We start from the raw sequence: 23,102 nt of genomic DNA, 5'->3' as shown, positions 1-23,102 counted from the left end.
TTTAGTTTAGTTTCTCCTGTAAAAATGGTTCAGCAACATCTTTTGTGACAATTCCTGAATGTACAAGCTCTTTAATGCTTGCTTCTAACGTATTCATCCCGTATGCGCGAGAAGTTTGCATCACATTGACGATTTGATGAATCTTCTCATTGCGAATCAGGTTCGCGACAGCAGCATTATTAATCAATATTTCCGTTGCTGCTACTCTTCTTTTCTGATCCGCTGTTTTAAAAAGACGCTGCGAAATAACAGATACGAGAACAGATGCTAACTGAATTTTCACCTGTGGTTGCTGTGATGGAGGAAACACATCAATAATTCGGTTAATCGTCGCAGGTGCACTGGACGTATGGAGCGTACCTAGTACAAGATGCCCGGTCTCTGCAGCCGTAATCGCTGTTTGAATCGTTTCTAAGTCACGCATTTCCCCAACGAGGATGACATCTGGATCCTGTCTCAAAGCTGCGCGTAAACCATTGGCAAAATTATTCGTATCAAAGCCAACCTCACGTTGATCAATGATCGAATTACCATGCTTATGCAAATACTCAATCGGATCTTCTAATGTAATGATGTGCTTGCGCATATGCTGATTCATGTATTGAATAATCGCAGCTAATGTCGTTGATTTCCCACTTCCAGTAGGACCGGTGACAAGAACCAATCCTTGTGGTTTATCGGCAATTTTCTTCAATACAGGAGGTAATTCCAGTTCTTCAATCGTCGGAATCTTCGTCGGAACGATTCGAATGGCCATTGCCACACAAGAGCGTTGGAAATACGTATTAACACGAAAGCGGGATACACCTGGAATTCCGTAGGAAAAGTCAAGTTCACCCTTTTCCTTAAACTGCTCCCACATGTGATCAGGAATAATCGCCTTTGCCATCCCTTCTGTATCGATCGGTTTAAGCGCGTCTTTTCCGTATCGTTTTAATTCCCCATTGAGCCTCATAATCGGGGGGACACCGACCGTTAAATGAATATCTGATGCTTTTAATTCAAATCCAGCACGCAAAATATGCTCAATCATCTCTTTCACATTCTGTCCCCCTATTCAGGAATGGCTACTCTTAAAATTTCTTCCGTCGTTGTAAAGCCTTGCTTCACCTTCAGTAAACCATCATCAATAAGAAAAATCGTCTTACTTTTAATCGCCAATTCTCTTAATCTTGTAAAAGATTCTCCGTTCATAATGACTCTTCGCATATCGTCATTCATAACAAGTACTTCATGAATCGCTAAACGTCCCTTATAACCAGTCATATTGCAAGATGAACAGCCTCTACCACGGATAATCCGATCAATTTTCATCCCCCGTTTGGCAAAAATCTCAATCTCTCTTTTTGAAGGTGCTTGTTCTTCGGCACAATCACGACATACCTTTCGAACTAAACGCTGCGCAACAATTCCACTTAAGGAAGAAGCGACTAAAAACGGTTCAACCCCCATATCAAGAAGACGTGTGACTGTACCAAGTGAGTCATTTGTATGAATCGTACTCAATACTAAGTGCCCGGTTAACGATGCCCGAATTGCTACCTCGACCGTTTCTTTATCACGAATTTCTCCAACCATGATAATATTCGGATCCTGACGGAGAATGGAGCGAAGCCCTTTTGCAAAAGTCATCCCTACATTCGTATTGACTTGGATCTGGTTAACCCCTTCTAACTGATATTCGACTGGATCCTCGACCGTAATGATATTCACTTCTTCACTATTGAGCTGATTTAATGCCGCATATAAAGTGGAAGATTTCCCTGAACCAGTTGGTCCTGTAATTAGTACAATTCCTGTCGGTTTCTCAATCATATTTGTAAAACGTTTTAAATTAAGCTTATTAAAGCCTAATTTATTGACGTCATTTAAAGAGCTGCCTAAGTCTAGTATCCTTAGTACAATCTTTTCGCCATAGACAGTTGGGAGTGTTGACACACGCAAGTCGATCGGATGAAAATCTAAATTAACTTTAATTCTTCCGTCTTGTGGCACACGATGTTCAGTAATGTCCAAATTGGCCATAATCTTGATTCGTGCTGTTAGCAAGCTTTGCATATGCTTCGGTAATACTCTTTCCGTTCTTAAAATGCCATCAATTCGATATCGTATGACCACCTTTGTCTCTTGTGGATCAATATGGATATCACTTGCCTTCATGGCAACAGCATTGGAGAGGAGCTGATTGACGAGTCGAACGACAGGAGAATCTTCAGCATTTATCTTCTCCTCTTGAGCAGCTTCATTACTAGGTAGGTCACCAATTAATTCTTCAAAGCCATCATCAATGTCATAGTATTTATTGATCGCTCGTAAAATGTCATCCTTCGTGGCAATCGCTGTTTCAATTTGAAAACCTGTTGAGAGACGCAAATCGTCGATAGCGAAATAATCCATCGGATCAGCCATCGCAACAAAAAGCTTATCTCCATCTTTCTTCAAAGGAATGAGACGGTTTCTTTTCGCTGTTTCTTTTGAGATCAAACTAAAAAGCTTTGTATCAAAGGGATAACGATATAAGCTAATATGCGGAATACCAAGCTGAAACTCTAACACTTCTATCAGTTGCTGTTCCGTAATATAACCTCTTTGGAGAAGAGCGTCTCCAAGCTTTTGACCAGGACTTTTTTCCTTTAATGTAGATTGAAGCTGATCCTCAGAAATAAGACCAGCTTCAACAAGTAAATCTCCAAGTCGTTTTCGGGTTTGCTGTTTCATCTTCTTTTCCCCGCTTTTTGGTGATTATTTTGGTATTTCATTTTCTTTTCCCCAAAGGGAGTCCTCTTCAATGGAATCTGTTATCAATTCATCCGTTTCCTCAGAATTCGGGTCATCATCCATGTCATCGGACGAATCAGTATTTACTGATTCACGATTTTCGTCTACTTCTACATCTTCTGTTTCCGTTCCTGGAGTTATTACGGTTGCATCTCCGGTAGATTCAATATATTCTGTTACCTTTATTTGATGGATAGGAGGATAGAAATCTTCTGAAATCAATTCCTTTTTGAGAATTGCCCCTTTTTCATCACGATGCTCCCGATAGATTTTGATTAATTGTCCATCTTTTCCTTCAACCTTCACTTTCGATTCAAGGCCAAACTGAAGAATGGTTTTATACTTAAAGCTTTCCTTCCCCTCTTGTAAAATCATATATCGATTTAGAAGAGCAGGACCTTTTAAATAAGTTATAAGGTGATCATTTACCTTTTCAAACTCTATAAAATAATTCCAATCATTAGAATTCGAGAAAACAAGATCATAGTTTAGCTCTGGATCAACCTTTGCTTCAAATCCAAGAGTCGCATATTCAGGAAGTTCCGCACTAATATGTCTTTCTATGATAGATAAATTGGTTGGTAGAATCACTTCGTAAATGCTCGTTGCTAGTTTACTTAACGTTGAAACGGACACATGGCCCATTTCTTCTTCCATATAGTCAAGCAACGAAAACTGCGATGTTGCCTCTATTTCAATCGTCTTACCTACAAATACATCGAGTTCATCTTCTACAAATGAGGAATCAAGTTGAAACTCAGAAATCACCTGTAGTTCTTCACTATCTCTATCTAATAAGTAATCTTCGATCCGGATTTGATAATGTCCTGATTCCAGCATCATTGCTCCTTGAAGAATGCTCTCTTCTAGCTCTGCAAGAAAAAGGGTATCAACACTTAAAGATGAAGATAAAGTTAATAGAACATCGCTTAACGAGCTAAGCCTGACAGAGACAGGATTACTTTGCCCCTGTTTCGCTTGCTGAATCGTCCCTTCTAGGTCAAAGGTCAAATAGCTTAGATCCAGCAGTTCGCTTTTTTCCTTAAACTTTAAGGTGATCGTTGATTCATTCAGCCAATTCGTTAACTGTTCATCTGTTAGTTGTAATGCCTCATTTGCTGTTTTCCCAGCTACAGATAGGGAGCCTATCTTCGTCCCTTCCGCAAAAAGGTTAGGGTTTTTGATAATGGCCCCGTACGCTAATGTACCGAAATGTGAGAAACTAAAAATATAGGCAGTAGAGATCATTATTACTAGAAACAGCTTTAACCCATGCTGGTTCCTCACATGAATCGGCCTCCCCCATTAAGCTTCCACATTCATGGATAACTCAACAACAATACTTGGTCCTTCTTCTTGTGCCTTTTGAATTTGCTCTGCTGTTAAATAGGTCCCTTCGCTAAAGAGAAGATTCCCATCTTTATCATAAATATCTTTTGCTAGCTTTTTTCCAGCTAAAAGTTCAATTTGCTTTTCTTTAAGAGATTTTACTTCATCATCGTCCACTAAAGTGGTAGGTTCCGTTGTAGCAAGCTCTTCGACTAATTCAGATGAGTCCGTCTTTCCTTCTAATTCTTCTACAGAATTGAGAAAGTAAGAGGTAGCGTCTTCCTTCACAATAATGATGTCCTTACCGAAAGTGACGACAGACTCTGAAGAAAGGGCCACTTCTTTATCGGCAAGCTTTAGCTGCATGCCAAGAATATTCCCTGATTCCTGATCGACAAAGTATTCGACAACTTCTCCGATTAGTTCACCTTTTCTCGTCATGACCTTCGTGCCAGTGATTTTGATTTTCTTATTTACAAGCTGATTGGCAATCGGAATTTCATTTAAATCAATGACTGCACTTTCACTGCCAACAGTGACAGCATATTCCCCTATCCCAACTACCTTTTTAAAGGGAATCGCTTTGACACTAACTTGGAAATCCTCATGCTCGATTGTTAAAAAATCGACTGAACCTTTGTCTGGATTGATCACTAAAGATTTTACTTTTCCTACTTGATTGCCATCTAGGATGCTAATAATTGGTAAACCGCTGATTTGAGTACTTTTTTTCATTAAATTTTCACCACACCTAATCTATAAGTTCACGAAACTATAATTGCGAATAAATTCTATACATATGCCTGTTCGACATATATAGATAAAATTCATCCATATAATACACTATTTTAACATGTTATTAGGAAGATCATCGTGTTTTTTCGCAATATTGTTTTAATAAATATTGAATTTCCATATCCAAAACTGGATAATTTGTGAATTTCCCGCTTAAATCGGTTAAAAGATCCTCTAATTTTCCTGATTCTTTTTGCCTAATATAATGTTCAATCAACAAACTAACAAAAGTATAATATTCCTGAATCGGTATCTCTGGATGTAAATATTCTTTAACATATTGCTCATAACTGTGAGGCGACATTTGCTTTTTAGCTAGATTGATTTGCGACACCATCGTATGGAATATTTGCTGCTGAAGAATCATTGTTTGTTCTTCCTTCTCAGTTGAAGAAGGTACCTCGTCTTCATCAGGGATATCAGGTATTAAGTCAGTATCTAATTCATCTACTAGATCGCCTACTTCTGTCTCTGGGTCAAATTCGTCAGTTACTACGATTTCCTCCATAGTAGTATCTTCAGCTACTATTTCGAACACTGATTCTTCATATAAATATTCCAACTCATCAGATATGAGGGTTTCTTCAATTTGAGGTTTAGCGCTCTCATCTTCTTTCATATCAATTAGAGCATCGTCTCTATCTTCCTCTTCAAGGATAGGAAATTCTTCTAATTCATTTTCTTCATCTTCAAGAAGCGCGTCATCTTCTTCCTCAATCAGCGACGCTGCCACTTCCCTTTGCGCTAACTCCAATTCATTTAAAGCTCCATCTTCAAGAAGTTCTGATTCCAGTATGTCTTCTGGTCTTAATGTTTCTAATTCAGCAGACTTTGTGTCGCTCTCTTCTATTACTGAATCGAAGCCAATTTCTTCTTCCACAGTTGAATCTTCCATGTTATCTTCAAAATTCAATACCTCAAGTTCGACAGATGAATGGGACTCTTCTTGTTCGTCGATTTCACTTGAATTTTGCTCCATTACTGGTTCTTCTAACTCATCATTTTCAAGCAACAATTCGATATCCGCCATATACCCCTTTTCCTCGGATTCCTCGACTGGGATGTTTTCCTCAACGATCGTTTCGTTTCTTTCATTAAGAAAAGACGTTTCCACATCTAAATCTTCATCATGTAGTACTTCTGGTTCAAGAACAGACTTTTCCCTTATTTCTTCTTCCTGATTAACTTCTAACAACATCTCCCTGACTTCTAGTGCATCGTCTTTTATAAAAGAGATGTTATTCTCTTGTTCCATTTGAACATCATTTGGTTGTTCAGTGTCAGGAGGTAGATCCACTTCTTGTAAAAGGGGATCTGCTTGTTTCTCATCAACTGACTTTGAAAACAACAGATTATGAAATCGCCTATCCAAAATGTAAACAGTAAGAGCCGTTAATAGTAAGATGATAAGTGCAGTTTGCCATATCTGGAAATTACTTTTGGCCAAAATTCCCACATTTGCAAATACAAACGCAATGATGATGAGCAATCCTTTTCCCTTATTCGTTAATCCTAGCGGAAGGAAAAAGATAATTGGGATTAGAATAATCAAGGATATGATAGAGACCACCAGCTCTCCCATTCGTTCACCCCTTCTAGTATAAAAGTTATAATTCCAATTCATGTGCCATTCCAAAATACATCAAAAAAATGCATATATTTTAGCATTGTAAAAAATTGACTAAATTCAACCGCGTATTTCGTGCAAGTTCTACATTTATAGACTCTTAAATATTGTATAATAAAGTTAGCTATTTTGAAAGAAGTAGTAAATATGATGCAAAAATTACTATTCACCATTCGATATACTACATTTATCCTATTCCATATTTATCACATATGAAAGTGAAGGTGAAAATGATTGAGAGACATGAGATGCGAAAAAGGACTCACTTTAATAGAGGTCCTGATTTCGATCACCATATTAGGTATTATTATGACTTCATTTTTATCCTTCTTTAATCAAGCCTATTCGTACACAAAGACAAATGAAGATAAAACTGTGGGTATAAATGTTGCACGTAACGTCCTCTATTACTTTGAACAACAAGATTTTAAGAAAATTAAGGAGAACTATTTTTCTCATGAAACGATCATGGAGAAAGAAATTAGTACTGATAATTGCCGTGATATTGTAAACGGCGAAACGGTTTTTGATGATCCAACTGTTTGTGAGAGCTTTTTTGATACAAAGGTGAATGAGGTCGATTATAAATCAAAAGTGAGATTTACGAAGAATATTCTAGACTTTGAAAATCCAGATAGAGATAAACCCAATTTACAGGATCAGCTAATCGGTGTTGAAATTACCGTACAGTGGGGTAATCATACTGCCGACGTTAGGGGCTTGATAAAAAAATGAGGAAGCTAATAAAATCGGAAAAAGGACTAACTCTAGTCGAAGTATTAGTCACTTTGGTGATTATGTCTATTATTTCCGGAGTCATTTATAGTGTGTTTACGACCGGTTTAAAATTGTATCAGAAAATTGGCATTGAATCTCAGTTGCGGGATGACGCTGATTATGTAGCAACAATGATACTAAATGAAATGTATGAGAATCCTCCCAATTATATTGCCAGCTATGAAACGACTGAAGAAACTGGAATTGAAATGGTCAGATTTCGACCGAAAAATGTAGACGGATATCTTGTCGAAGATTCAACAGACATTGAACAGGATTTACTGATCTATTTCGAGGACGGGCATTTTTACATTGAAAAGATTAAACGAGAAGAAGATACCGTAATTTCATTGGAGAAAAATCGAATCTCTTCTGATAGTTCTTCACTTACAACAGTTGAAATCAATGGTCAGCCAGAAAGTTCTTCTATTTCTTATTCCTGTACGAAAGAGAGAATAGGTGGTGGATGCGAAAATGGGAGAATTTTTTTGAAAATTGTTATCGCTGATGGAAATGAAAGGCGGTCTAGTTTTCTAAAAACAGAGCCCCTTATTTTAAATAGTTCCTTCGGATTTTAAGGATGGTGATGAGATGTTAAAAAACGAAAGAGGCTCGACATTATTAGTCGTTATGGTCATGATATTAGTTTTTACAGTCCTTGGTCTATCGATCCTTTCTACTAGTATTGGAGGAGCAAAAAGAACTGGAATTAGAGAAGAACAGGTTACAGGCGATTTGGATAAAATTCGCGCTTTAACTGAGGCAGTTGCCTATATAAAAGAAGTCATTGATTCAAAATACAATCAAGAAAATCCCGATATGTCTACAAATGCCTACAATGAAATGATCGAAGATTCGATTATAAATAATGAATATGGCTATCAAATCGAAAACATCACAAGCGAAAATGAGACGATCAAAGAAGCTGAAGATTTCACCCGTATTTTTCGAGTTTCAAACGAACCATTTTCGCAAATTGTGTATATTACAGGAATTCCCAGCTTCCTGAAATATGCAGTTGGTTCTAGAGGAACACTAACACTAAATGGATCTACCTATGTTGAAAAGGGAAACATTTACGCCAATGATAAGCTTGTCCTTACCAACCAGGCAAAATATATTTATCATGATGAAATGTTAGAAGAAGATACTTCTTTTCCTTCTGTCCGCAGTGAGACTGAAAATCTACTATTTTTAGAAACCGAAGAGGTCGAGTATTGTAGCAATAATTGCTATAAGAATGGTGAAAAAATTGGCAACTTTGTTCCTCTCTCCATTAATGAACTCGAATCAGCTTTTCAACCTATTCCACCAACCTATATGAAAGAGGAAAATGAATATGTTGATGTTGATATTGAAAAAACGTTTAAAGAAAAACTAAAAGCTGCCGGATTTCTTGGTGAACATGTTGATCCGTATGATTTGGGGATAGACGAGATTATTTTAAATGGATTAACCTCTCCCAATGTACAATTGATATCTTCTTTTAACAATATAGATTTTTCTCATCCTAATAAAAAAGGGTACTTACATCCTGGTAAAGGGGAGCAAGATGTCTATATTGATACAAATGATTTAATTGTTAACGAAAAATCTCAATGGATCATTATTGATGGAAATGTCGTGATCGAAAATACTGGTACACAATTAATGAATGTTTCGGCCAATATTCTCATAACTGGAAATTTAACCATTAGAGGCGATATCGCATTTGACTCAACTATTTATGTCCTCGGCGATACTATGATCAACAATGTCAATATTTCGGGCTACGGTGATGGGGAACTAATATTAATGACAGAAGGACATTTGGAAATTGCCAGGGTTAATAAATTCTTAGGTAAAGAAGAGGTAAGCTCCATTAAAGCCTATCTTTATACAAATTACGAAGCAGAAAAAGCAGAAGTGTATGCTGTAGGTTCCATTCTTCATATTGAAGGTGGCATATTTGCCAAAGGCGATTTGGAAATTAATGCATATCGGGGGAAAGCAGATGAAGAAAATTCTGTGATCAAGTTTACTAATGAAAGTGAGCCTACTGCATCTAGGCTTATTATTGAGAACAATAAAACGCTGTTTTTGAATCAAGCGCAAGGACTTCCGAAAATGGATCGATTAGAAGTCGTAACGGATTTAATGAAAAAAGAATAGAAAAATGCCGATAAGCATGTACTTATCGGCGTTTTTTCTTATATTCTAGTATTTATCCTTATCGTAACTATCCGTGGAGCCCTTTTCTACTACCTTCACTTTTAGATCTGCGGTAAAGGTATTGTCGTCCTCATCTTGAACACTAATTTTAACTTCTGTTTCACCAAGTCTTTTCGGAATAAGCTCTCCATCCAGGTCTACCTCTAATATATCTTCATTTTTTGAAGTAAAGGATGGATCTCCTTTTATATTGGTCGCATCAGATGGTAAATAATCGAAGTAATCATTCATATTTTTCTCCGTGTCACCTTTTTCGATCACCAACGTATCATCCACTTCTAGGCCCGTTAACGGAGAACCAACATTGACGATAATCGTAACCGACACATCACTACCATCATTTGCTTTTATTTCGATTTCAGCAGTACCAGTCGTTTTCCCGTAAATCCGACCGGGCTGTACAATTCCGACAACGTATGGGTGTAAAGATTCCCAAATCAACTCTTGATTCGAGGCATTTTTAGGCTCAATATCAATGATGAAATCTTTAAATTCATGGAGCTTTCCAATACTAAGTGGATTTGGTGTAACAGTAATACTCGTAATTAGCACTGGATTAACCTTTATCGTGATTTCCTCTATAATCTCATTTCCTGCAATATCCGTAGTCGTAACTTGAAGTACGGTTTCACCTGCTTGTACACCGGTTACTTTACCATCTTCGTACTCGGCAATCTCTGGGTCCCATGTTGAAATGACAAAATCTCGTTCGGTTTCATCATCAGGCGTTATTTTTACCTCTACTGGAATCGATTGTCCCACATTCAATTCGATTGGATTTGGTTCAACAGAAATAGATTCTTTAATAATCGTTAGTGTCTTAACAATCGGCTCCTCATTTAATGAAAATCCACCTTTTGTTCTAACACGAATTTCAACTTTTCCTTCTAATTCCTTAGGCAATTCTATCGTTGCCGTTGGGTCAAACTCTTGCCAATCCGTTTCAGAACCATTCACCTTAAGCTGGTACTCGTAAAGCACATTTTCTCCAGCTATGAGATCTGTGATTTTAAATCCGACTCTACCTTTTGTCGTTTCTCCCGATTGAAGTTCTTCACTTAATGACAGATTTTTCAACTTATAGTCTGTTTTTAAATGTAAAACAGCTTTTGTCTGATCAAAATATGTTACTTCAATCGCTTTACCCTCATTGATTAATCTCATTTCTTTAACTGGCTTTCCGATGAGATCATCCTCTAAGGACAACTGAGTCTCAGCAACAACGGTTCCATCCTGAGAATGAACTTTCTCAATCATTCCTTGATGATTTCCAATATAGGTATAATTCATCCCTTTTAGATGGACTCTCATAGAAATGTGCTGTTCATCAATATTTAAAGATTGATTCTGATCCATGAAACGAGAGTCATAGAAATGAAGATTTGCCTGTGGCAATAACCTATACGGTAGCGCCCAATCGGCTTTTAATCTCAATTGAATGACATATTCATCTACAGAGAAATTGCCTGATGTATACGTGATTTCATTATTTTTCAGTTCAATTTCAATATCTTTACCATTATTTATCTGTTTAACAGTTATTCCCTCTGCACGTTCTCCATTTTTATATAACGTGATTTGGTCATGATTTGCTAATGATATCCCATCAAATAATGGTTGAGTAATCTTTAAATTACTAATATTCCCATTTGTAATTTCGGTGAATACTGTCTCTGGCCAAAGCTTGTACTCTACAAAGAATTCATTTCTTTCTGTATCCGTACTCCCTAATTTCACTAAGCTGTCCGGTGAATAATATTGATTTCCTAAAATATCAACTTCATTTAAGAAATATGGTGCCGTCTCCTCACCGACAACAACAGTAAACGGATCATGTTTAAGTGTATTTTGAACCCCATTATGGTCGGTATAGCTCATCACGATATTATCTATAAAATCATAGGTGCCTGCTTTTTTAAATTGCAACGGCAAAGTTTGTTGGATGATTCTAGGATCTGGTTCTTCCCCGGCAGGGAATGTGATATTGAAAGGAATTTGTACTACTTGCTGACTGTTAGCTTTGAAATTTGAGCTAGGATCAACAATAACATCTCCCTCAAACTCTTTTAGATCAATAGAAACATTACCCGAAATACTTGTTGCATTCACTTTCTTCGACATGTCATCAAAAATCGTCGTTAAATTATCAGTTTTCCCTTGAACTGCATAGCCACCTGTTTTAGCAGACATATTCCTTAATAATTCAAAGTCCACTTCTCCCTCTTGTGCAAAACCGATACTATACATCGTTATGCCCTTACTTCCAAGTGAATCTGAAATATTTAGCGCTTGTTCACGGATAATTCGCTTCGCATCTGCTAACGGAATATTTACCCCATTTTTTCTAGCTGTATTATTCGTAAATATTTCATACTTATCATTATTGTATACGAGCGTTGTTGGCTCACCATCTGTTAAAAATATAATATATTTATTTCTGTTGCTTCCTAGTACAAATTTATTCGTTGCTTCATTCAATGCAGCGTTATAATTAGTACCTCCGTTAGAAACACCATTTAAATCTAAATCACCTATAGCATTTTTAATGGTACTTAAGCCTTCAAGCGGACGAATATTTATTTTCTTTGTATCACAAAAGATCAAGAGTCTGCAGCTCGTAACCTGCGTTTTATTACTCACTTCACCGTCAAAGGGAACAAAGTAGAACTTATCTTCTTCCTTTGAGTTAGCTTCAAAATAATTTATAGCAGACTGCAAAGCGTTTTTTGCAGTTGTGTCTCGTCTCGCACCACCAAAAGAATCTGCCATCGAGCCAGAGGTATCATGAACAAACACTACATCGATTGGTAACCGTTCATCCCTTGGTGCCATGCCTTTTGAAGTAATGGTAATATCAATATTTCCTTTAGCATGATCATTAGGTGGTTTAATAAATTCTTCCGAAGATGGCTTTACTTCAAAAACCGCTCCTGGAACTGAATTCAAATCTCTATTTACTTTTATCGTCACTGGAGCATGAGTTTTTGGAGTAGTAAGACCATCATAGTTTAATTTGATATTATCAAAAGAGTATGTCCCTTCTTTTTTAAATAACAATGGTAATGATACTACTATACTACTCGGATCTGGTGCCATACCAACTGGAAATGTAAATTTAATTGGAAAATGAGCGACCTGATTTTCATCTACGATTGCAGTTGTATTTGGATCTACTACAACATTCCCACTAAATTTCTGTAAATCTACCGTTACTTCCCCACTGATTGTATAGCTATCGATTTTCTTTGAAATTTCTTGAAAAATATTTGTCAAATTACTAGTCGTCGCACGAACAGCTGAACCACCTGTTACTGCTGACATACTCTCTAACAGTTGAAAATCTATTTCATCTTCTTGCGCAAACCCAATACTGTACATTGTCATATTACTTGCTGCTAACTCTCTACTAGTCTCTTCAGCAACACGATGGATCAAATCTCTCGTTTTTCCATAATTACTTTTTGAGGTCCAACCATTGTATAAAGCGGTCCCATTTGTGTAAAGTATATATTTATTATTTCGATAGTTTAATACGGTAGGTTCACCATCTGTGAGAAAGATAATATATTTATTCTTATTATTACTTTGGTTTAACTTATTTTGTGTATATTCCAAAGTTTGAGTGTAATTCGTCCCACCTATGCTATTTCTTTCTAATTGATTAAGCTGATTTCTAATATTATTTATCCCATCTACCACTTTAACTTGTCCACTAGTACGAACGTCATCATTAAATGGAATAAAATAAAAGTTATCACCTGATACTTGATTATCAGACTGCCCAAAATAATTTAAAGCACTTTCAAGGGCCTCTTTTGCACTCTTTGATTTCTTCTTACCCCCGAAGAAATCATCCATCGATCCTGACGTATCATAAACAAAAGCTAAGTCAATCGGCTCCCTTTGTTTTTGGCCAACTGTACCTTCAGGAGTAACATTTATATTAAGACTACCTTCTGCTAAACTATCTGCATTTAATGTTAACTCTGAAGAGGATGGTATAACTGAAAAGTTCAAACTTGGATCATTTGCTGCTTGTACGGGTAGAGGTGGTTTAAGCATAGGTGTAAGTAAAAATATGATAATAAGTCCAATTGAATACTTTCGAAACCTTTTCCTCATTTTTTCCCCTCCCTTTAATGATAATTTTAGACTATATGTTCTGAGTCTTTATTACTACTATTATACCAATTGTTTCACCTATTCCATAGAAAAAATATTAATTTATTGTTGAGTTTACTGTAAATTTGTAAAATAGTGGAGTTCCTTAGAATTTCAAAATCAAAAAAGAGCAAAAATCGATATGACTGGATTTTCACTCTTATTTTACATATTCAGCTACTTTGTTTCGTCCGTTTCTTTTTGCTCCAACATATAGCGCTCGATCCGCATGCCTAATGAGAGACAATGAATCATCGGCATCTTCTGGTGCTGAAGCAACCCCAATGGACGCGGTAATATGAACCTTTATTTCTTTCTCCGTATCTTCAATATGCTGTGAAAGAATGAACGGTCGGTTCGCAATCGTTTGCCTAACAAATTCGGCAATATTTAGGGCTGATTTTTTATCAACATTAGGGAGTAGAATCACAAATTCTTCCCCACCAAAACGAGCCACTGTCCCCGTACCATCATCAATGAGAGCGGTAAGACGATGGGCCAGTTGTACCAATATTTCATTCCCACTCTGATGTCCATAGCGATCATTCACCGCTTTAAAATGGTCAATATCGAGTAAGATCACAGATAAATTTTCTCTTTGGTGGTTTGTTAAAAGGACATATTCTTCATCTAAAACTTTCTCCATGTAGCGATAGTTATATAGCTTTGTTAAAGCGCAACGCTCGCTCTCTTCTTTCGTTTGTTCATGATGTTTTGCATTTTCAATGGCAACTGCGAAATAGGAGCTTAAAATATCTACGATCATCAGTTGTGCTTTTTCATATGCTCTCTTTTGTTCAGATGCTAGCAGGAGAATTCCGACTACTTCATTGTTTCGGACAATCGGCACACAGATGATGCTTTCCACAGCATCTGGCATGTATCCTTGCACAATAGTCTGCCATTCTTTCTTTGAATGGTAGAGAACCGCCTTTCCTGTCGCCCAAACATGACCGCTTATTCCTTGATCTTTCAATTGTGGCGGGAATACGATGGAGTCACTCGCATCTTTCTCAACTCTTCTTAACAGTTGCAATTCTTTATCACTAACGACATCTAATATGTATGCATAATCGACTGGGAACATTTCGGTAAGCTTTTGAATAAATAAATCGAGAACCTCTTCTACGTGTAACCGTTCTGCTAGTTCATGACCAATTTCTGCCGCCTTTTGCAAGTAGTTATTTACCTTATCACTTGAATGATATAGGTTTAATATTATGGAAAGACTTGCAAATGGGATGCCGACAAAAATGACGGAAACAACGCCCACTTCAGCGTATAAAATGTATAAAATCATTCCAATTGGTAAAGTAAGAGTTGTCGTTACAGCTTCCCAAACGAAATCTTGGTCAAACACTGCTCTTTTACGTCCTTGCACAACGTAAGCAACAATTGTTAACACGAAGTGATTTAAGAGAAAATAGGATACTGCATAAACAAAGGCTAAGAGAAGATTTTTCGGGCTACTCAATATGTCAATTCCATGAGTGCCCCCGAGAGAATAATAGATTAGACCACTTAAGACAGAAATAATAAAGAACATGAGCCAGTTTAAAGGAAATCGATACATTTGTTCCTTAGGAATTCTGATTCTTAATAGAAGAACAATGATGGCTATTTGCATAAAAAGAACTTCTACAAAAAGACCAAATGATAAAAAGACAGTTAATGACACCCATTGAATATAAAATATCGGTGTGTTATTGATAATCATCGGTGTACTAGCAACAAAACATGTTAATAATAGAAATCCTAATAGATCAATATTAATGGACGGAACAAGGGGAGGGAAGTTATGATAAATGAGCCACATACCAGCAGGTACGAAAAGGAGCCATAAGAACCAAATAATTCTTTTCACATGCGGTTTGATCAATTTTAGCCCTCCCACTTCTAGTTAGTTTAAAGCAGAACTGATTGCCTTAATCAATTACATAATTCCATCGCTATATTCTTTTCTATTGTTCTTTATCTATAGATATTTATTAGGTAAATAGTCATACTCTTAATTAATAGTTTAACAAATTTTCTAACTTTTGTCATATATTTTACAAATTAACGTACTAAATTATCCTTTTTTTTCAATATATGGTTTTACTTCTGATAGAAAATATAAAGAACCTGTAATGACTAACATTTCATTTTCTTCTAATGTATGAATTTCTTCTCTAATCGCTTTCTTCCAATCGCTTTCCGCTCTTTTTTTGTCTAAGCTACTGATTGCATATAGCTTTTCTGCACTTGCTGCTCTCGGAAATTCAAAACTAACAAATGTAATCGTATGGGCGACAGAATCTAGCTTTTTGATCATTTGATTGACCTTTTTATCACCTAGAGCTGCAAAAATCAGTCTTTTTTTCCATCTAGGGAATCTGCGCGTTAGCTCTGCTACTAGTGTGTCAATCCCCTCTTCATTATGAGCCCCATCCAAAACGACTAAAGGTTCAGTAGAGATCACTTCAAATCTACCTGGCCAGTAAGCTTTTTTCAGTCCATGTCGTATATGCTCTTCAGTAATCAAGTAAGAATCAGCTAAAAGGATAGCCGCTTCAACTGCAAGAGCTGCATTTTCCGTTTGATGCTGTCCAAGCATGGTGATTTCTAAACTCTCAAAATAGCGTTTGGACGTTTGCAAAGAAAAGCGTTCACCATTCTCTAGTGAATGATGATTTTCAATAGAAAATTTTTCGCCAAGACGATAGATAGGGGCATCCATTTCAGTTGCTTTCTCTTTAATCACGTTAAGAGCTTCTGGTTGTTTGGCAGCCGTTAAAATGGGAACACCCGTCTTGATGATTCCTGCTTTTTCAAAGGCGATTTGCTCATAGTTATCCCCTAAAATATTTATATGGTCAAGGCCAATGCTTGTAATAATCGCAAGGTGAGGAATGATGATATTAGTAGAATCAAATCTTCCACCAAGACCAACCTCATAAATTGCCAGATCTACTGGATTCATCTCAGCAAAATAGTAAAAGCTCATCGCAGTAATTACTTCAAACTCGGTCGGACCGCCCAGCTCCGTCTGCTCGAGCTCGTCACTTAATGGTTTGATCACATTCGTCATCTGGACCAAATCCTTCTCGCTAATCGAGGCACCATTTATCGAAATTCTTTCATTAAAATGTTCAAAATAAGGAGAGGTAAACGTTCCTACTTTTAAACCTGACTCTTGTAAAATCGAGCGTAAATACGTTACCGTGGATCCTTTTCCATTTGTACCACCGATATGGACGGTTGGCATTTTTTTCTCAGGATGACCAAGTCTTTCCATCATCCATTCCATACGCTTTAATCCCGGTTTAATTCCCAATCTTAAGCGTGAATGAATCCAATTCAACGCTTCTTCATATGATTTAAACATGTTGTTTTCACCTTTTTCTATATGCTCGTCCGATAAATCAGGCAATCTACTGCCCTTTCTCATAGTTCAACATTATACCATCCAAATCCCATTTACACACCGAAGACGAATCCGCTAATGGATTCGTCTTCGGTAGTGAATATTATTGTCCTTTTAATTCTTTAATACGAAGTTCAACAGTTGCCCTTTTCTCAAGATAATCTGCTTCCTTCGCTTTTTCTTCAGCAATAACCTTTTCTGGTGCCTTCTTTACGAAGCCTTCATTGCTAAGTTTCTTCTGAACTCTTTCCACTTCTTTATTCCATTTATCTAGCTCTTTTTCTAGACGAGCAATTTCTTCATCTAGGTTGATTAAGCCTTCCAATGGTAAAATGATTTCCGCTCCTGTGACAACAGCTGTCATCGCTTTGTCAGGTGTTGGAATATCCTTTCCGATTTCAAGCTCTTCAGGATTACAGAAGCGTTCTAAATAGGAACGATTTTTATCCAGTACCTGCAGAACGCCATCATCTTTCACCTTTACGAGCATTTTAATTTTCTTGCTCATCGGTGTGTTTACTTCAGCACGAATATTTCTTACTGAACGAATGATTTCTACTAGTAACTTCATTTCAGAAGATGCTTCACTATCAGATAGCTCTTCATTCACTTCCGGCCATTTTGCCGTTGTAATCGACTCACCTTGATGCGGAAGGTTTTGCCAAATTTCTTCGGTAATGAAAGGCATGAATGGATGGAGCAGGCGCATCGTGTTATCTAAGACATATGCTAAAATCGAACGGGTCGTCTTTTTCGCGGCTTCATCGTCCCCATACAATGGAAGTTTTGCCATTTCTATATACCAGTCACAGAAATCATCCCAAATGAAATTATAAAGAACGCGGCCAACCTCACCAAATTCATAACGATCCGATAATCTAGTGACCGTGTCAATCGTTTCATTTAGGCGGGTAAGAATCCATTTATCGGCTACCGACTTTTCGCCACTTAAATCGATTTCTTCATACTTTAGTCCATTCATATTCATTAAGGCAAAGCGAGATGCGTTCCAAATCTTATTGGCAAAGTTCCAAGTTGCTTCTACCTTTTCCATACTAAAGCGTAAATCTTGGCCAGGTGAACTTCCTGTTGAAAGGAAATATCGTAAGGAATCCGCACCAAACTGCTCAATGACATCCATTGGATCAACACCGTTACCAAGTGATTTACTCATTTTTCGACCTTGTGCATCTCGGACTAAACCGTGAATGAGTACATCTTTAAATGGACGCTCTCCTGTAAATTCTAGGCCTTGGAAAATCATTCTCGATACCCAGAAGAAAATGATGTCATAGCCTGTTACAAGCGCTGCTGTTGGATAGAAACGCTTGAAATCAGCTGATTCTGTATCTGGCCAGCCCATTGTCGAAAACGGCCATAATGCTGAACTGAACCATGTATCTAAAACATCGTTATCCTGCACCCAATTTTCAATATCAGCAGGTGGTTCATGGTCTACGTAAACCTCACCTGTTTCCTTGTGATACCACGCTGGAATGCGGTGTCCCCACCATAACTGACGAGAGATACACCAATCACGGATATTTTCCATCCAGTGTAAGTATGTTTTTTCAAAACGCTCTGGAACGAAGTGAACCTTCTCTTCCTTTTGCTGAAGGGCAACCGCTTCGTCTGCAAGTGGCTGCATTTTCACAAACCATTGTGTTGAAAGGTAAGGCTCAACAACTGCGTCACTGCGCTCTGAATGACCAACAGAATGCATATGCTCTTCAATTTTGAAAAGAACGCCCTCTTCTTGCAAGTCTTTAACAATTTGCTTGCGACACTCAAAGCGGTCCATATCTTTGTATTTGCCAGCACGCTCATTCATTGTTCCATCTTCATTCATAACAAGAACACGTTCAAGATTATGACGATTTCCAAGTTCAAAGTCATTCGGATCATGAGCAGGTGTAATTTTTACAGCCCCTGAACCAAATTCCATATCAACATAATCATCGGCCACGATCGGAATCTCACGGCTTACGATTGGAAGAATGACTTTTTTGCCGATTAAATGCTTGTAACGCTCATCTTCTGGATGAACGGCAACAGCCGTATCCCCAAGCATCGTTTCTGGACGTGTCGTCGCTACTTCAATCGAACCAGAACCGTCAGCAAGTGGATAATTCATATGGTAAAAAGCACCTTGAACATCCTTATAAATAACTTCAATGTCCGATAAAGCAGTCTTTGTCGATGGATCCCAGTTAATGATGCGCTCACCGCGGTAAATTAAGTCCTTTTTATAAAGCGAAACGAAAACCTCACGAACAGCTTTTGATAAGCCTTCATCTAGGGTGAAACGCTCACGGCTATAATCAAGACCTAGGCCAAGCTTTGACCATTGTTGGCGGATATGACCTGCATACTCTTCCTTCCATTTCCAAGTTTCTTCAACAAATGCTTCACGACCAAGGTCATAACGGCTTTTGCCCTCTTCTCGGAGCTTTGCTTCCACCTTTGCTTGAGTCGCAATTCCCGCATGGTCCATCCCTGGTAACCATAATACGTCATAGCCTTGCATCCGCTTCATGCGCGTTAAAATATCCTGTAATGTCGTATCCCACGCATGTCCTAAATGAAGTTTACCCGTCACGTTCGGAGGAGGAATGACGATCGTATACGGTGCTTTTTTCTCATCATTTTGTGCTTCAAAAAACTTTCCTTTTACCCACCAATCATAACGACCCTTTTCAATCGAATTGGGATCATACTTCGTTGGCATTGATAATTCATTTGCTTCCATTGTCGATCTTCCTTTCTTCTTTTGGCCGTTTTCAAGCCAAATAAAAAACTCCATTCGTCATTAAAAGGACGAATGGAGTATGCTTCGCGGTACCACCTTTTTTCCAATCAATTAAAAAAATCAATTGGCGCTTAACAAGATAACGGATTTCCCGTCTTTTACTAATAGAATAAATTCGTTCATAAAAGATGCTCAAGGGCGACTTCCACTGGTGTTGCCTAGAAAACCTTTCAGCTAGCGGTTTTCCTCTCTAAAAGCAAAGAACCAACGTACTCTTCCCTATCAATGCAATATGGCTGTATGTGTATAATCAATATACTACCTAAAAATAAAGACTGACGTCAATAAGGATAACCGAATTTTTTTTAGTATATACATTTTTTCGGAAAATGACACTTCGATGAAGGGAATTGTGTGTGTGAAATGGGCCCAGTTAGGTGGAATTCCGGAACTTTTGGGGATAATTCCGGAACTTTTGGATTAATTCCGGAACTTTTTAAGTTAATTCCGGAACTTCGTCGATAATTCCGGAACTTTCACTATTAATTCCGGAATTCGACTGCAGTCGAACTGACAAACCTACAACGAAATTTTTCGCACATTCCCAAATCAAGGGACATAGATTAAGTAATAAGGAAAATACCTATTGGGGAAGAGGGGGAAGAGATCGTGAGAAGAAAGTATAATCCATATGTACTTCCACCGTGGTTAAGAAAATCTCGTGATGTTTTACATCAATTCGCTATTCCTTTCTGCATCTTTCAAGGAATACGGACCATTTTATTTCCAACCGCATTTGACGTCCTGTTTTTAATTGCCCTCGTCTTAATGACTGTCGCCCTTAAAATCGATTTATTATAAGGGAACAACCTAGGCAAAGATTGTTCCTGCGCGATGTTCATGCGGCAAAAAAAATACCTTAGCCTTGGGTATCACTTTGAGATTGCGCTTGGGCTTGAGCTTCTTTTTCAAGCCTTTTTTGTCTTTCAATCTCATCAATTCTCATCACAATATATTCGGTATTTTTCAAATGCCAATATTCTCCTTGAAGTTTTTGGACATACTTTCGTTCATGTCTGTTCGGAGTCTTATAATAATCCTCTATGATCGATAACAATCCATGAGGATAGGCAAAATAGCTTAAAAGAAGGTTTAATTCATCGTCCCTTAAAGGAAAATATTTAAAGTACGTATAGATCCAATCGACACAATCTTCATTTGATTTTGGATACGTATTTAACGTTCGCGATAAAAATGGTAAAAGGTCATGCATCGGTGATCCCTGTTTGCTATTTTCAAAGTTTGTAAAATAGCCATAGCCTTTATCATCATATAGGAAATGTTCTGTTGAAATTTTCCCATGTGATAAAACTACGCGGGCTTTTTCATCATCCTTCGTCGCCTCGAACCATTCTTTAAATTTGTTTGTGGAAAAGCGTAAGGCTTGACTCATATCGTGATAATAAAGACAAAAAAGGAGTTCAAATGGCGACATGTACCACTTTTCCTCACATTGCTCTAAAAAGCCTTCGAGAAACTCATTTTCTGTTTCCCATTCACGAATTGTATTTTCATAATGCTCGCTTTTTTCCTCTTTATTAATCGTCACCTCGCGCACCGATAGAGTATGGAGTCGGGCTAGCTCCCTAAACATTTGCTGATGAATTTCATTGCGATCTTCTTTGATTTCATTAGGTAACCATGGCATTAAATAATACAAACTCTTCCCATGCATAACCGCATATCGTCCATCAAGTGTCGGGTATATCGGGATAATTCGATTGAATCCTTTTTGATAGAGGTATTGGATATGTTTAATGAAATCTGTTCCTTGTTTGGGAGAGATTTTCTTTAAGGCAAATACCCCTTTATCAGAATAGATTCTTTTTATCTTCTGGAAGCTTTCCACAAAATGAGGCTGAATTCCATAGTGCTTCAAAATGGGTGCAACCTTCTTCAAATGATTCGTTTCACTCATTCGAACTCACTTCTTTCCATAGCCTGATTACGAAGCCAATTCTTATAAACTTAAAAAGATAAAACAGACGAGCAGGTTTCTACCGACCAACCCACCCAGCCTGTTCTTCATCTACGTTTATTCAATTGTTAATTTTGGGTGACGGCGGCAGGAATATAAAGAACCTGCCCTTCATACACATCCTGATTAACCTCTAAATGGTTAATCTTTAAAATTTGCTGTGTGGAAACCTCATAACGTTCAGCAATGAGATCGATTGTATCCCCATTTTGAACGATGCATACCTTTAGGCGTGCGACATCATCTTCATCTTCTTTTCTTGCTAAAAACTCTGTAATCGAGATGCCCTGTTTCTTTGATGATTTCTTCTTTTTCTTTTTCGCTACCTCTTCAGAGGAGGAGGAAGAGGATGATTCCTCAAACGAAGGACTCTCGTAATCCACCTCAGATTGCTCTACTTCCGCTAAAATACTTACTCCCGTATCAGGAGAATATTCACTTCTTTGCGCAGCAAACGAAATGTCTGGAACGGTTTTCACCACTTCAGGCTCAGGCTCTGGTTCATAAACTTGAAGGGTCGGCGTATCTAATGATATTGGAGTAGGTTCCTCCACATCCTCATCTTCATCAGGTGACTTTCTCGCTTCAGCGACAAACGGAGTGAAGAGTTCATTTGTTGGTGGAACCGTCTCCTCTTCTCCCTTTATTTCTTCAACTTCTTCTGCCAGCAATTCTGGTTCCTCAGCTCGGTACGCAAGAGCAAGCTCAGGCTCAGCTGTTTCTTGCTGGACTTCCGGCTCATCGCTTTTTAGCCCGGTTATCGTTAAATCAGCTGTTAGCTTCATGCAGCTTTGCTCAGGGAAAACATAATCAAATGATTCAATTTCCACATCAAGATCATAAATACTTGCGATACGATGAACAGGGATGGTAATATCCACTGGAAAACGGTGAGAGAATTCTGTGACTCCCTCTTCTCGATTGTCGAATTGTTGAACAAATTTTGGTGATATTGGAGCATCCTCTTCCACTTCAACCTCTGTCTCTTTCCGCTGGTATTCCCCGCTAAGCTGTAATTCCCCTTCAATCGTTACATAATCCTCATTTTCATGAATGGTTATATTTGGATCAAGCGAAATGGTAATAAGCTCCGCTACTTCCTGTCCCTTTTGAAACCATACCGATTCTTCCAAGGAAAACCGTAAGAAAGATTCATTTCCTTCAGACAAAGCGACTCCTCCTTTCATTACCTCTCATTAATCACCATGTCATTAACAATTTATGAGTCGTT

General features: G+C 37.7%; 15 protein-coding genes and 1 other annotated feature. Of the genes, 4 read left to right on the top strand and 11 right to left on the bottom strand.

What is annotated here, in order from left to right:
* Nucleotide 1 precedes the first annotated feature (1 nt).
* The 5 genes from AA0X71_RS07260 to AA0X71_RS07240 form a co-directional block, all read right to left on the bottom strand.
* Nucleotides 2–1,042, bottom strand: a complete 1,041-nt coding sequence (locus AA0X71_RS07260) for a type IV pilus twitching motility protein PilT (protein ID WP_413360842.1) — start codon at nt 1,040–1,042, stop codon at nt 2–4.
* 11 nt (nt 1,043–1,053) lie between these two features.
* Nucleotides 1,054–2,718 (bottom strand): GspE/PulE family protein, encoded by a 1,665-nt coding sequence (locus AA0X71_RS07255; RefSeq protein WP_413360840.1) that lies wholly within the window; start codon nt 2,716–2,718, stop codon nt 1,054–1,056.
* 24 nt (nt 2,719–2,742) lie between these two features.
* A complete protein-coding gene (locus AA0X71_RS07250; RefSeq protein ID WP_413360838.1) occupies nt 2,743–4,065 on the bottom strand; it encodes a VanW family protein in 1,323 nt (440 codons plus the stop codon).
* Nucleotides 4,066–4,083: 18 nt separating this feature from the next.
* Entirely contained in the window at nt 4,084–4,842 is a 759-nt protein-coding gene (locus AA0X71_RS07245) for a PRC-barrel domain-containing protein (protein WP_413360835.1), read from the bottom strand.
* 133 nt (nt 4,843–4,975) lie between these two features.
* Entirely contained in the window at nt 4,976–6,484 is a 1,509-nt protein-coding gene (locus AA0X71_RS07240; protein ID WP_413360832.1) for a hypothetical protein, read from the bottom strand.
* A gap of 288 nt (nt 6,485–6,772) precedes the next feature.
* Between AA0X71_RS07240 and AA0X71_RS07235 the strand changes: the two genes are divergently transcribed.
* Genes AA0X71_RS07235 through AA0X71_RS07225 form a run of 3 tightly spaced genes read left to right on the top strand, consistent with a single transcriptional unit; the run spans nt 6,773 to nt 9,457 of the window.
* Complete coding sequence (locus tag AA0X71_RS07235) at nt 6,773–7,264, top strand: type IV pilus modification PilV family protein (protein WP_413362517.1); 492 nt, start codon at nt 6,773–6,775, stop codon at nt 7,262–7,264.
* Nucleotides 7,261–7,884, top strand: a complete 624-nt coding sequence (locus AA0X71_RS07230) for a PilW family protein (protein ID WP_413360830.1) — start codon at nt 7,261–7,263, stop codon at nt 7,882–7,884. Before AA0X71_RS07235 ends, AA0X71_RS07230 begins: the two co-directional genes overlap by 4 nt.
* 13 nt (nt 7,885–7,897) lie before the next feature.
* Nucleotides 7,898–9,457 carry a hypothetical protein gene (locus tag AA0X71_RS07225; RefSeq protein WP_413360827.1) on the top strand — a complete coding sequence of 520 codons (1,560 nt, stop codon included), beginning with the start codon at nt 7,898–7,900 and terminating at the stop codon, nt 9,455–9,457.
* A gap of 45 nt (nt 9,458–9,502) precedes the next feature.
* Here the strand turns inward: AA0X71_RS07225 and AA0X71_RS07220 are convergent, their stop codons facing one another.
* The 4 genes from AA0X71_RS07220 to AA0X71_RS07205 all read right to left on the bottom strand — a co-directional run bounded on the left by AA0X71_RS07220 (nt 9,503) and on the right by AA0X71_RS07205 (nt 19,833).
* Entirely contained in the window at nt 9,503–13,639 is a 4,137-nt protein-coding gene (locus tag AA0X71_RS07220) for a VWA domain-containing protein (protein ID WP_413360824.1), read from the bottom strand.
* A 199-nt stretch (nt 13,640–13,838) separates the two neighbouring features.
* Nucleotides 13,839–15,557: a diguanylate cyclase gene (locus tag AA0X71_RS07215; protein WP_413360822.1), complete on the bottom strand. Its 1,719-nt coding sequence runs from the start codon at nt 15,555–15,557 to the stop codon at nt 13,839–13,841.
* A gap of 192 nt (nt 15,558–15,749) precedes the next feature.
* Nucleotides 15,750–17,045, bottom strand: a complete 1,296-nt coding sequence (locus AA0X71_RS07210) for a bifunctional folylpolyglutamate synthase/dihydrofolate synthase (protein WP_413360819.1) — start codon at nt 17,043–17,045, stop codon at nt 15,750–15,752.
* 142 nt (nt 17,046–17,187) lie between these two features.
* Nucleotides 17,188–19,833, bottom strand: coding sequence for a valine--tRNA ligase (locus AA0X71_RS07205; protein ID WP_413360816.1), 2,646 nt, complete (start codon nt 19,831–19,833; stop codon nt 17,188–17,190).
* A 61-nt stretch (nt 19,834–19,894) separates the two neighbouring features.
* Nucleotides 19,895–20,128 (bottom strand) — a binding site (T-box leader).
* Between the two features lie 374 nt (nt 20,129–20,502).
* Between AA0X71_RS07205 and AA0X71_RS07200 the strand changes: the two genes are divergently transcribed.
* A complete protein-coding gene (locus AA0X71_RS07200) occupies nt 20,503–20,694 on the top strand; it encodes a hypothetical protein (RefSeq protein WP_413360813.1) in 192 nt (63 codons plus the stop codon).
* A 58-nt stretch (nt 20,695–20,752) separates the two neighbouring features.
* On the opposite strand, the gene ysxE is transcribed toward AA0X71_RS07200, so the two are convergent.
* On the bottom strand, nt 20,753–21,811 hold the full coding sequence (gene ysxE, locus AA0X71_RS07195; RefSeq protein ID WP_413360810.1) for a spore coat protein YsxE: 1,059 nt from the start codon (nt 21,809–21,811) through the stop codon (nt 20,753–20,755).
* A 128-nt stretch (nt 21,812–21,939) separates the two neighbouring features.
* Complete coding sequence (gene spoVID / locus AA0X71_RS07190; RefSeq protein WP_413360807.1) at nt 21,940–23,040, bottom strand: stage VI sporulation protein D; 1,101 nt, start codon at nt 23,038–23,040, stop codon at nt 21,940–21,942.
* Nucleotides 23,041–23,102 lie beyond the last annotated feature (62 nt).

This window comes from Robertmurraya phoenicis (genome assembly GCF_047302285.1).
Lineage (GTDB): Bacteria > Bacillota > Bacilli > Bacillales > Cytobacillaceae > Robertmurraya.
This window is presented reverse-complemented; position numbering and strand designations above follow the sequence as displayed.

Coding starts and splice junctions, on each gene's coding strand:
- AA0X71_RS07255 (WP_413360840.1), bottom strand. CDS start 2,718: ATGAAACAGCAAACCCGAAAACGACTTGGAGATTTACTTGTTGAAGCT.
- AA0X71_RS07245 (WP_413360835.1), bottom strand. CDS start 4,842: ATGAAAAAAAGTACTCAAATCAGCGGTTTACCAATTATTAGCATCCTA.
- AA0X71_RS07240 (WP_413360832.1), bottom strand. CDS start 6,484: ATGGGAGAGCTGGTGGTCTCTATCATATCCTTGATTATTCTAATCCCA.
- AA0X71_RS07235 (WP_413362517.1), top strand. CDS start 6,773: ATGAGATGCGAAAAAGGACTCACTTTAATAGAGGTCCTGATTTCGATC.
- AA0X71_RS07230 (WP_413360830.1), top strand. CDS start 7,261: ATGAGGAAGCTAATAAAATCGGAAAAAGGACTAACTCTAGTCGAAGTA.
- AA0X71_RS07225 (WP_413360827.1), top strand. CDS start 7,898: ATGTTAAAAAACGAAAGAGGCTCGACATTATTAGTCGTTATGGTCATG.
- AA0X71_RS07220 (WP_413360824.1), bottom strand. CDS start 13,639: ATGAGGAAAAGGTTTCGAAAGTATTCAATTGGACTTATTATCATATTT.
- AA0X71_RS07210 (WP_413360819.1), bottom strand. CDS start 17,045: ATGTTTAAATCATATGAAGAAGCGTTGAATTGGATTCATTCACGCTTA.
- AA0X71_RS07205 (WP_413360816.1), bottom strand. CDS start 19,833: ATGGAAGCAAATGAATTATCAATGCCAACGAAGTATGATCCCAATTCG.
- ysxE (WP_413360810.1), bottom strand. CDS start 21,811: ATGAGTGAAACGAATCATTTGAAGAAGGTTGCACCCATTTTGAAGCAC.